At 62.4% G+C, this 11634-nt stretch carries 10 protein-coding genes and 1 tRNA gene; 7 read left to right on the forward strand and 4 right to left on the reverse strand.

Annotated elements, in window-relative coordinates; translation table 11 throughout:
- Positions 1-90: 90 nt before the first annotated feature.
- The 4 genes from ACODS0_RS02750 to ACODS0_RS02765 all read right to left on the reverse strand — a co-directional run bounded on the left by ACODS0_RS02750 (position 91) and on the right by ACODS0_RS02765 (position 4630).
- Positions 91-1332, reverse strand: coding sequence for a GGDEF domain-containing protein (locus tag ACODS0_RS02750; RefSeq protein WP_055393383.1), 1242 nt, complete (start codon positions 1330-1332; stop codon positions 91-93).
- Positions 1333-1577: 245 nt separating this feature from the next.
- Positions 1578-2456 carry an EamA family transporter RarD gene (gene rarD / locus ACODS0_RS02755; protein ID WP_121505505.1) on the reverse strand — a complete coding sequence of 293 codons (879 nt, stop codon included), beginning with the start codon at positions 2454-2456 and terminating at the stop codon, positions 1578-1580.
- 126 nt (positions 2457-2582) lie between these two features.
- A complete protein-coding gene (ychF, locus tag ACODS0_RS02760; RefSeq protein WP_121421105.1) occupies positions 2583-3677 on the reverse strand; it encodes a redox-regulated ATPase YchF in 1095 nt (364 codons plus the stop codon).
- A gap of 83 nt (positions 3678-3760) precedes the next feature.
- Positions 3761-4630 (reverse strand): MOSC domain-containing protein, encoded by an 870-nt coding sequence (locus ACODS0_RS02765; protein ID WP_431150629.1) that lies wholly within the window; start codon positions 4628-4630, stop codon positions 3761-3763.
- A gap of 90 nt (positions 4631-4720) precedes the next feature.
- Between ACODS0_RS02765 and ACODS0_RS02770 the strand changes: the two genes are divergently transcribed.
- The 7 genes from ACODS0_RS02770 to miaB all read left to right on the forward strand — a co-directional run bounded on the left by ACODS0_RS02770 (position 4721) and on the right by miaB (position 11625).
- Positions 4721-5854, forward strand: coding sequence for an FAD-dependent monooxygenase (locus ACODS0_RS02770; RefSeq protein WP_218301731.1), 1134 nt, complete (start codon positions 4721-4723; stop codon positions 5852-5854).
- A gap of 53 nt (positions 5855-5907) precedes the next feature.
- Positions 5908-6636: a DsbC family protein gene (locus tag ACODS0_RS02775; RefSeq protein WP_488832602.1), complete on the forward strand. Its 729-nt coding sequence runs from the start codon at positions 5908-5910 to the stop codon at positions 6634-6636.
- Between the two features lie 78 nt (positions 6637-6714).
- Positions 6715-8520 (forward strand): M61 family metallopeptidase, encoded by a 1806-nt coding sequence (locus tag ACODS0_RS02780; RefSeq protein ID WP_488832604.1) that lies wholly within the window; start codon positions 6715-6717, stop codon positions 8518-8520.
- 115 nt (positions 8521-8635) lie between these two features.
- Complete coding sequence (locus ACODS0_RS02785; RefSeq protein ID WP_488832605.1) at positions 8636-9415, forward strand: enoyl-CoA hydratase; 780 nt, start codon at positions 8636-8638, stop codon at positions 9413-9415.
- A 25-nt stretch (positions 9416-9440) separates the two neighbouring features.
- Positions 9441-9517, forward strand: a tRNA-Met gene (locus ACODS0_RS02790).
- 206 nt (positions 9518-9723) lie between these two features.
- Complete coding sequence (locus ACODS0_RS02795; RefSeq protein WP_436131313.1) at positions 9724-10176, forward strand: hypothetical protein; 453 nt, start codon at positions 9724-9726, stop codon at positions 10174-10176.
- Between the two features lie 105 nt (positions 10177-10281).
- Positions 10282-11625 carry a tRNA (N6-isopentenyl adenosine(37)-C2)-methylthiotransferase MiaB gene (gene miaB, locus ACODS0_RS02800; protein ID WP_121422855.1) on the forward strand — a complete coding sequence of 448 codons (1344 nt, stop codon included), beginning with the start codon at positions 10282-10284 and terminating at the stop codon, positions 11623-11625.
- The last annotated feature ends 9 nt before the right edge of the window (positions 11626-11634 follow it).

An 11634-nucleotide genomic window follows, 5' to 3' on the forward strand; every position in this document is an offset into this window, starting at 1 on the left:
TGCCACCCAACGTGGGGGATGGAAACAGGCGTTCAGTGTGAACACCGAAGGCCGCTTGTCAACCCGGCCAGCACAAACAACGGCCAGCAGCTACAGGAAAGCGTTGCTGCTGGAGATCGACAAGTCCGACAGCTGCGAATCGCCTTTGGCAACTGGCTCCTCGACCACCACCTGGTTGCGCCCGCCTTCCTTGGCCATGTACATGGCGGTATCGGCCCGCGAGAAGAACTCCAGCACCGACTCGCCCAACACATACTGCGTCACCCCAACCGATACCGTCACCCGGCCCTTGAGCAATCCGGTCCAGGCATGGGTTTCCACCTGCGCGCGAATGCGCTCACAGGTATTGAGCGCAGGCAGCAACGAAGTGCCAGGGAAGATGAGCAGAAACTCTTCACCCCCATACCGGCCAAACACGTCGCCCCCGCGAACGCCCTGCTGCGCGATGCGCGCAAAGGTGCGCAGCACCTCGTCGCCCCCCAGATGCCCCAGCTCATCGTTGATGCGCTTGAAGTGGTCAATGTCCAGCACGGCCAGGCACAACGGGATGCCACTTTCGTCGGCCAGCTGTTTTTGCTCTTCCAGCGCGGCCAACACGTAGCGGCGGTTGAAGCATCCCACCAGCGGATCGCGCTGGGCGTCTTCCTGGATGTTCTTGATCTTGCGGCTTGCATGGTAGAGGCTGCGGTACAGGCGCTGCACGCGGCCCATGAGGGCAATGAAGGCGGGCAAAGAGACCGCCAGAGCCACCCAATGCAATGCCTCCAGACGCAGCAGGGCGTTGTTCTGCTGCTCCAGGTAGTGCAGCCCCACCACCCCGGCATAGAGGCACAACATGCAGGCCGCCAGTGCCAGCAGGGTGGGCCGTGGCACAGTGAAAATGCCATAGGCCACGGCCACAAAGGTGAATGGCGCCAACAGGATTTGCGTAACGGGCGCCAGGTAGACAATGCCGAGCATGCACGCGAGCGCTGTAGCCACCATGGCCAGCTTCAGGTGCCGATGCCGCACATTTTTGTGCAAGCCCGTGTTGAAAATGCCCCAGAAGGTCGCGCAGACCACCGCCACCAGCACGCCCAACACGGCGAGCACCTGGAGGTCCACCATGCCCAGCGCACAAAACCCCAGCATCGCCAGCGCATAGAGCCCCATCAGCCCTGCGGCCAGCAACCATTTTTCGCGCGCACTGCGCCCACTGCGGGGCCCCATTCCATCCAGCGCGCGGCGGGCCGGGCGCACCATGGCTGAAGACGAGTCATCGAACTCCATGACAGCGTCGGACAGGGGAAAGGCGTCCGTCGCCGAAAACGGATTCTTGCGACCAAAAAACATGTGGAGGCAGGCCTGAGCCCGGGTTCGTTCGGGTGATGCTTCACCGAAATGCGCAGGCTGCAGGCACCAACACCCGGCAGACGAGCCCGCGCATCTTACGCAGAACTGACACCCTCACGCTCCGTGTTTTCCAGTAGCGCCTCCAGCGGCGCAGCAAATCTGTGCAATGAATGCGACGCGAGCCCATCGAAAAGACTCCCAGCCCCGGTTCCACGCATGCGGTGCGGGGAGAACACGGCCCTTCTTCAGACCACTACAACCCGCCGGCGCGTCCACCAGCCTTCCATGCTGTAGACCAGCAGCGCCGCCCAGATCAAGACAAACCCCACCAGGCGCGCTGGCTCGAACGGTTCATGGAACAACCACACGCCCAGCGCAAACTGCAGGCTGGGCGAGATGTACTGCAGGATGCCCAAGGTGGACATGGGGATCAGGCGCGCACCCGCCGCAAACAGCAGCAGCGGAACTGCCGTCATGGGGCCCGCAAGCAGCAACCAGCCGACGGTGGCGGGCGTGCCCTGCACCAGCGCACCCTGGCCTTGCCACGCCCACCAGCCCAGCACGACGGCGGCCACCGGCGCGAGCACCAGCGTCTCCAGCGCGAGACCCTCCAGTGCGCCCAGCACAGCAACCTTGCGCAACAACCCATAAAAGCCAAAACTCAAGGCCAGCACCAGTGCAATCCAGGGCAGGCGCCCAGCCTGCACCGCCAGCCACAGCACGCCAGCGGCCGCCACGGCCACCGCCATCCATTGGCCCGAGCGAGGCCGCTCACGCAGAAATACAAAGCCCAGCGCGACGTTGACCAGCGGAAGGATGAAATAGCCCAGGCTGGCGTCTACCACGTGCTGGTTTTGCACCGCCCACACATAGGTAAGCCAGTTGCCCGACAGCAGCATCGCAGACAGCACAAATGCCGCCAGCACCTTGGGCTGGCGCAGCACGGTCCCCATCCACGACCATTGCCTGCGCACCATCAGTACGCCAAATACAAACACCAGCGACCACAGTGTGCGGTGCATCACCACTTCGAGCGAGGGCACGTCTGCCACCTGCTTGAAATACAGGGGGAACAGGCCCCAGGCGATGTAAGCCAGGGCGGCGTAGAGGATTCCAGTGTTCATAGAAATCGATGCTCAGGGGGATGCGTGGCCCCCCTGCCAAACGGTCGTAAAAAATCCCTGCATGCCAGGGGCCCTGCAGGGATTGCGGGCCACCGGGCCATAACCCGATGGCGTTTTCAGTGATTTTTAGACGTTGAACAGGAAGTTCAGCACGTCGCCGTCCTTGACCACGTATTCCTTGCCTTCGGCGCGCATCTTGCCAGCATCCTTGGCGCCCTGCTCACCCTTGTAGGCGATGAAATCGTCAAAGGCAATCGTCTGCGCACGGATGAAGCCGCGCTCGAAGTCACCGTGGATCACGCCGGCCGCCTGGGGTGCCGTGTCACCAATGTGGATGGTCCACGCGCGCACCTCCTTCACACCCGCAGTGAAATAGGTCTGCAGGCCCAGCAGCTTGAAGGCGCCCCGGATCAGGCGTGCGAGGCCGGGCTCGGTCTGGCCCATTTCGGCCAGGAACATGTCACGGTCTTCGTCGCTCATTTCAGCCATCTCGGCTTCCATCTTGGCGCAAATGGCCACCACGGGGGCGTTCTGGCTGGCGGCGTAGTCCTTGAGGCGGTCGAGGAAAGGGTTGTTCTCAAAGCCGTCTTCGCTCACGTTGCCCACGAACATCGCGGGCTTGGCGGTGATCAGGCACAGGGACTTGAGCAGCGGCTGCTCTTCCTTGGTGATCTCGACCGAGCGGGCGGGCTTGCCTTCATTGAGCGCAGCCTGGATGCGCGTGAGCAGCGCCACCAGCTTGGCGGCATCCTTGTCGTTGCCCGACTTGGCAGCCTTGGTGTAGCGATTGAGCGCCTTTTCGACGGTGCCCATGTCGGCCAGGCACAGCTCGGTCTGGATGACTTCAATGTCCGAGATCGGGTCCACGCGGCCAGCCACGTGGATCACGTTGTCGTCTTCAAAGCAGCGCACCACGTTCACGATGGCGTCGGTTTCGCGGATGTGGGCCAGGAACTGGTTGCCCAAGCCTTCACCCTGGCTGGCACCAGCCACCAGACCAGCGATGTCCACAAACTCGACAATGGCGGGCACGATGCGCTCGGGCGAGATGATCTGGGCGAGCTGCTGCAGGCGGGGGTCAGGCACTTCCACCACGCCCACATTGGGCTCTATGGTGCAGAACGGATAGTTTTCGGCGGCGATGCCGGCCTTGGTCAGCGCGTTGAAAAGGGTGGACTTGCCGACGTTGGGCAAGCCCACGATGCCGCATTGGAGGCTCATGGCAGGGCTTTCTGGATTTCGGAGACAAACCGCCGATTTTACGGGCCAGCCAGCTATCACCCTTTCACGCCGTGTTCACACCGTCAGTCGAAGCGCAGATTGGCCGCCACCCGCTGACCCACGCGCAGCATCTGGCCCGCCCCCTGGCGCACGATGGCATTCATTCCGAACGTGATGGCGCCATCGAGCCGTTGGTCCTTCCGATAGGTCCGCAGGGTGTCCCCCACCGATGGGTTGCTTTCGGCTGTCGCGGGGTCGATGTCAGGAATGGGGCACCGCGAACAGGGTTTGACGGGCTGCAGGTGGATTTCACCCTCTTGCGCATCCACACGCACCAGATCCACTCGGTCCTCGTCGTGTGCGTCCACCCCGGCCAGGACCACATTGGGCCGAAACCGCTCGATCCCAGCGGCGGCATGGCCTGCAGCCTGAAGTCGCACGTTCAGCTCATCCATCGATGCCTGGCTGGCGAGCAACAACGGAAAACCATCGGCAAACTGGTTCGGCGCCTCGACACCGCCCGTCCATTCCATGCTGGACAAGCGGCGGTATTCAGGATCAAAACGGACAAGGCGGCAGGGCTGACCGAGGAAGTCCGTAAACCACTGCGCCGCCACGGCACCCATGTCCCATGCGGGCACCGTGTCGCGCCACACGGTCACCTTGGCGGGCGCCTCGACCGCATCGATGGCCACATGCAAGGCCAGCATGCCAGGCGCACGCAGCACCATCTCATCGCCTTTGAGCTGCGGGCGAATCAGCGCCATGCGCGGCAGCGTGCGCTGGGTTACAAACATGCCCTCAGCGTCTACCACCATCCAGGCACGGTCCAGATCGAGCCCCGTATCGGTGAGCAAGGCCTGCTGCACTTCAATGCCGGCACACGACTTGACGGGATAGACAAACAGGCGCGCGATGGTGCCCGACAGATCGGAATCAGGGTGGAAACTCACGCGAAGGTGCTCCTCAAAAATGACCGGTTGGACAGCGAGCCCGATTTTGCACCGCGCCCAAGGGCCCAGGCCCGCTCCTACAATGCCGCCATGGCCCAAACCTTTGATATCTGTATTCGCGGCACCGGCATTGTGGGCAAGACGCTGGCACTGCTGCTGGCCCGCGAACGGCTGAAAGTGGCCCTGCTACCTGCCCCCGGCCCGAAGGCCCCCGCAACCGCCGATGTGCGGGCCTATGCGTTGAACGCAGCATCGCGCAAACTGCTGGATTCTCTTCGCAGCTGGCCCGATGCAGAGCACGCCACAGCCGTGCGATCCATGCAGGTACAGGGAGACCGGGATGGCGCCGTGCATTTTGATGCGGCCACCCAAGGGGTGGAAGCCCTGGCCTGGATCGTTGACGTGCCCGCCCTGGAGGCCCGCCTCGCCGAAGCTCTGCGCTACCAGCCCCAGGTGGAAATGGTCGATGCCCCCGTGCCGGCGGCCCTGACCGTGGTGTGCGAGGGCCGCGCCAGCAGCACGCGCGAAGAGTTTGGTGTGGGTTTTCAGGTGACGCCGTATGGGCAACACGCCATCGCCACCCGATTGCAGTGTGAACGCGCCCACGAACAGGTGGCACGGCAATGGTTTTTGCCCGACGGCATTCTGGCTTTTTTGCCTTTGGGCGGGCCGCAGGGGAACTCCGTGGCGGTTGTCTGGTCCGTCTTGCAGGAACAGGTCGCGCCGCTGATGGCCTTGTCCCCTGAAGAATTCGCGCAGAAGCTCCAGATGGCCAGCCAGGAATCCCTGGGGTCGCTGACGCTCAGTGCGGAACGAGCAGCCTGGCCCCTGCAGCTTGCAAAAGCAGACCGCTGGTGTGGCAGCTTGCCATCCACCGGAAAAAACCCGCGCAGCTGGGTGCTGGCTGGTGACGCGGCGCACAACGTGCATCCGCTCGCAGGCCAGGGGTTGAACCTGGGACTGGCAGACGCCCAAGCCCTGGCCAGCGCACTGCATGGGCGCGACTACTGGCGCAGTGTGGCTGATGTACGTTTGCTGCGGGGCTACGAGCGCGAGCGCAAGGCAGCTCTGCTGCCGATGGGATTGGCGACGGATGGCCTGCAACAACTCTTCTCCCGCCAGGAAGGGCCGCTGCAGGCGCTGCGCAACTGGGGAATGAAGGGCTTTGAACTGAGCGGCCCGCTGAAGCACTTCGTGGCCCGCCAGGCCATGGGAAATTACTGACCACACCGGTGGCTGCCCTCTGGAAGCCACCAGACCGTTTTAACGAGAACACCATGAAACTGATTCCCACCCTGCTCGCTGCCGCCGCACTGGCCTCCGGCTTTACCGCCACCGCACAAGAAGCGGACATCCGCAAGGCGCTCGCTGAACGCATTCCCCAAATGGACAAGATTGACGAGGTGCGCCCCACCCCCATGAAAGGCCTCTACGAGGTACGCATCGGGACGGACCTTTTCTACACGGACGCCAAGGGCAACTATGTGATCCAGGGTGAACTGATCGATACGAAAGTGCGCCGAAATCTGACCGAAGACCGCATTGCAAAGCTCACAGCCGTCGAGTTCTCGGCACTGCCCCTCAAAGACGCCTTCACCATTGTGCGCGGCGACGGGAAACGCAAGTTGGCCGTTTTTGAGGACCCCAACTGCGGCTACTGCAAGCGTTTTGAACGCGACCTGCAGAACGTGGACAACGTGACGGTGTACCTGTTCCTGTACCCCATCCTCAGCCCCGACTCTGCGGAAAAATCGCGCAACATCTGGTGCTCCAAAGACCAGGTGACGGCCTGGCAGGATCTCATGGTGCGGGACAAGCCTGTGCCTGCAGCGAGCTGCGATACCAGCGCCTTGCAGCGCAACCTGGCATTTGGCCGCAAGCACAAGATCACAGGAACGCCTACGCTGATTTTTGCCAACGGCGCCCGCGTGCCGGGAGCCATCGGCGCCAAGGAAGTGGAAAAGCGCCTGGCCGAGGCCAGCAGCGAAACCCCTGCCGCCAACTAATACGCGTTTTGCATGCGCGCAGGCCCCGCTCCCACGGGCCGCGCCATCTGACCACAAGGCCCGAACCTGCAGTTGCCCATGCCCTCAACCCGCAAGCCAGAATCCGCCGCCATTCACTACCACGTTGAGCCAGCGGACCTGCACGGTCATCTGTTTCGCATTGCACTGACGATTCCCCACCCTTCGGAGCAGCAAGAGGTCTCGCTGCCGATCTGGATTCCGGGGAGCTATCTGGTGCGGGAGTTCTCCAAAAATCTGCAAGAGCTCAAAGCCCACCAGGGCGCGCGGGAAGTGAAGCTCACGCAACTGGACAAGCATCGGTGGCAAGCTGAATGCAGCCCCAACAAACCCCTTGTGCTGTCCTACGCCGTCTGCGCCTACGACACCTCGGTGCGCACGGCCTGGCTGGACACATCGCGCGGGTTTTTCAACGGCACCAGCCTGTGCCTGCGCGTGCAGGGCCAGGAAACGCAGCGCCACACGCTCGATATTGCCAGCACGCCTGCTACGGCCACCTGGTCAGTGGCCACCGGCTTGTCCCCCGTCAAGACAGACAAGAAGGGTTTTGGTCTCTACGCTGCGGCGAACTACGACGAGCTGGTTGACTGCCCGGTGGAAATGGGCCTCTTCTGGACCGGCCGCTTCACGGCCTGCGGCGTTCCGCACCGCTTTGTGGTGGCTGGTGCAGCGCCCTCTTTTGACGGCAAGCGCCTGCTGGCAGATACCCAGAAGATTTGCGAGACCGCAATCCGCTTCTGGCATGGCGAAGGCAAGGCGCCTTTCAAGAGCTACCTGTTCATGCTCAACGCCGTGGGCGACGGCTACGGAGGGCTGGAGCACCGCAACTCCACCGCCCTCATCTGTGGCCGGCGCGACCTGCCACGGGTCGATGAGACCCGCACTGGTGATGGATACACCACACTGCTGGGCCTGATCAGCCACGAGTACTTCCACGCGTGGAACGTCAAGCGGCTGCGCCCCGCCGATTTTGCCCAATACGACTACACCCGCGAAAACTACACGGAGCTGCTGTGGTTCTTCGAGGGCTTTACCAGTTACTACGACGATTTGCTGCTACGCCGTGCAGGGTTGATTGACGACGCTGCGTACCTGAAGCTCATCACCAAAACCATCAACCAGGTGCTTCAGACACCAGGCAGGGCCGTGCAGACCGTGGCGCAAGCCAGCTTTGACGCCTGGGTCAAGTACTACCGCCAGGACGAAAACACCCCCAACGCGACGGTCAGCTACTACACCAAGGGCTCGCTGGTGGCCCTGTGCCTGGACCTGGCCCTGCGCCGCGAAGGCAAGACCAGCCTCGATGAGGTCATGCGCACGCTGTGGCTGCGGTGCCAGGGCGGCCCGATGTCGCAAGACGATTTGCTGGCAGTATTGAAAGAACTGTCCGACCGGCCCTTCGACACAGAACTGGCGCGGTGGGTGCACAGCACCGCAGAACTGCCGCTGGCAGAGTTGCTGGAAGCCAACGGCGTTTTGCTCAAGGCGGAGACCCCCCAATGGGCGCAGCGGCTGGGGCTGCGGGTGGGAGAAAACCACAGCGTGCAAATCAAGACCGTGCTGCGAGACGGCCCTGCGGAAAAGGCGGGCATGGCGGCTGGCGATGAGTGGCTGGGCATCGATGTGAAAGGCCAGGGGTGGCGCATCAGCAAGCTGGAAGATGTGGCGTTCTATGCTGGCACCGAGACATCCCTGACAGCGCTGGTGGCGCGGGACGCCCGACTGCTGCGATTGCCGCTCGAACTGTCGGCCCGCAGTGCGTCCACGCCCCCCAAGAAGACCACCCGCACCACCACCGCCACGGTGCCAGACACGGTGAGCCTGTCGATTGCCAACGCTGCCGCCCTGGGGCGCTGGTTGAACTGAGCCAGGGACACGACACCGGAGCGGTACGGTGTTCTACCTACCAGCGCATAGGTTCGGGCATGCTTGGGTATATTCGTTCGTGCTTTCATAACTACCGATAAACCCAGGAGATTTCATGTCTTACGAAACTATCGAGGTTCGCATTGAGGCGGACAAGGTTGGTATCGTCACGCTCAACCGGCCCAAGCAGCTCAACGCGCTGAACGACCAGCTCATGGATGAGCTGGGCGCGGCACTGAAGGCCTTTGATGCAGACGAAAAAATCGGCTGCATCATCGTCACAGGCAGTGAAAAGGCGTTTGCCGCAGGCGCCGACATTGGCGCCATGGCGAAATACAGTTTCGCAGACACTTACAAGGGCGACTACATCACCCGCAACTGGGAAGCGATCCGCTCCATCCGCAAGCCCGTCATTGCCGCTGTCAGCGGTTTTGCGCTGGGCGGTGGCTGCGAGTTGGCCATGATGTGCGATTTCATCATCGCCGCTGAAAACGCCAAATTCGGCCAACCCGAAATCAAACTGGGCGTGATCCCCGGTGCAGGCGGTACGCAGCGTCTGCCGCGCGCAGTGGGCAAATCCAAGGCGATGGACATGGCCCTGACCGGTCGCATGATGGACGCGGTGGAAGCCGAACGTTCCGGCCTGGTCAGCCGCGTGGTGCCCTACGACAAGCTCATGGACGAAGCGCTGGGTGCCGCCATCATCATTGCAGGCTTCTCCCAGATCGCCGGGATGGCGGCCAAGGAGTCGGTCAACCGCGCCTTCGAAGGCAGCCTGTCGGACGGTGTGATGTTCGAGCGCCGCCTCTTCCACGCCCTGTTCTCCACCCAGGACCAGAAGGAAGGCATGGACGCTTTCATGAACAAGCGCACCGCGAACTTCACACACCAATAATTTTTGTTCTATAATCTTGGATTGCGGTCGTATAGCTCAGTTGGTTAGAGCGCAGCATTCATAATGCTGATGTCGGTGGTTCAAGTCCACCTACGACCACCAAATCCAACCCACAGTGCCTGCGCACTGTGGGTTTTTTATTGGGCAGCCGCACCGAAAAAATCATAGCTGCCGACGCTTGGTACCATTGGTTTTCAATGGGAAACCGCTGGAAATCCTTTAAAACCAAGCGCGAGCAGCTATTATTTTTGAGAACTGCGGGATTGGCCCGCTTTTAGAATCGCTGTTTCAGCCCCTGGATGTAAACCATGAACCGCTGCACCACGACTTCCTCGCCTGCTTTCTCCCTCACTTCGCCGACGGCACCCGCGCGAAAGCTCATCGCGGCAGTGGCCTGCGCCCTGCTCTGTGGCGCCCTGCCGGTGTCCGCCCAGGTTCAGCCCGGGCTTGGCGGCATGCGGACCTTTCCCGATGCGGCCCAGCGCGGCACCCTGACCCTCAACACGGCATCGGAGGCCACGCTCAATGGCCGCACCATCCGCCTGGCGCCTGGCATGCGCCTGCTGAGCCCTCAGAACACGCTGGTCATGATGCACACGGTGCTGGGGCAGAGCTACAAGGTGAACTACGTGATCGAAAACAGCACCGGCATGCTGATCACCGCCTGGATCCTGACCCAGGGCGAAGCCGAGCAGCCCCGCAAGGGCAGCGACACGGTCGAGCGCAACTACCGCACCGAGTACGACGCCATCCGCAAGTGATGCGTTGACCCATCAGCCGCGCCCTGTGTCCCGGCGCGGTCCTTGAATGTTTGCGGTGCGCTGCGGTGCTCTGCCCTTTTTTTTCTGATTGCAAGAGAGCCTGCCATGGCCAAAAAAGTCTTCATCAAAACCTTCGGCTGCCAGATGAACGAGTACGACTCGGACAAGATGGCCGACGTGCTCAATGCCGCCCAGGGCTACGAGCCCACGCAGAACGTGGACGAAGCCGACCTCATCCTCTTCAACACCTGCTCGGTGCGCGAAAAGGCGCAAGAGAAAGTCTTCAGCGACTTGGGCCGCATCAAACACCTGAAGGCACGCGGCGTGAAGATTGGCGTGGGTGGCTGCGTGGCCAGCCAGGAAGGCGCCGAGATCATCAAGCGCGCCCCCTATGTGGACGTGGTGTTTGGCCCCCAAACCCTGCACCGCCTGCCCGAGATGCTGAACCAGCGCGAGCGCCTGGACAAGCCGCAGGTGGACATCAGCTTTCCTGAGATCGAGAAGTTCGACCACTTGCCGCCCGCGCGCGTGGAGGGCGCCTCGGCCTTTGTGTCCATCATGGAAGGCTGCAGCAAATACTGCAGCTACTGTGTGGTTCCCTACACCCGGGGCGAAGAGGTGAGCCGCCCGTTTGACGACGTGCTGGTGGAAGTGGCTGGGCTGGCTGACCAGGGCGTGAAGGAAATCACCCTGCTGGGCCAGAACGTGAACGCCTATCTGGGCAAGATGGGTGGCACGGCCGAGATTGCCGACTTTGCACTGCTGCTCGAATACGTGTCCGACATCCCGGGCATCGAGCGCATCCGCTACACCACCAGCCACCCCAATGAGTTCACCCCTCGGCTGATCGAGGCCTATGCCAAGCTGCCCAAGCTGGCCAGCCACTTGCACCTGCCCGTGCAGCACGGCAGCGACCGCATCCTGATGGCCATGAAGCGCGGCTACACCGCCATGGAATACAAGAGCACGGTGCGCAAGCTGCGCGCCATCCGCCCCGACCTGGCCATGAGCAGCGACTTCATCGTGGGCTTCCCCGGTGAGACCGAAGACGACTTCAACAAGATGATGAAGTTGATTGACGACATCCACTTTGACAACAGCTTCAGCTTCATCTTCAGCCCCCGCCCCGGCACCCCAGCGGCAGGCCTGCACGACGACACGCCGCACGACGTAAAGCTGCGCCGCCTGCAGCACCTGCAAGGCGTCATCAACGCCAACATCAAGTCCATTAGCGAGAGCCGCGTGGGCACGGTGCAGCGCATCCTGGTGGAAGGCGCTTCCAAGCGCGATACCACCGAGCTGATGGGCCGTACCGAATGCAACCGCGTGGTGAACTTTGTGGGTCAGTCACGCCTGGTAGGCCAGATGGTGGATGTCACCATCACCGAAGCCAAGGCCTACACGCTGCGCGGCGAAGTGCTCACCCGCGAGGCGGCAGTCGCAGCCTGACGCGCACCC

Source organism: Acidovorax sp. FG60 (assembly GCF_057808995.1).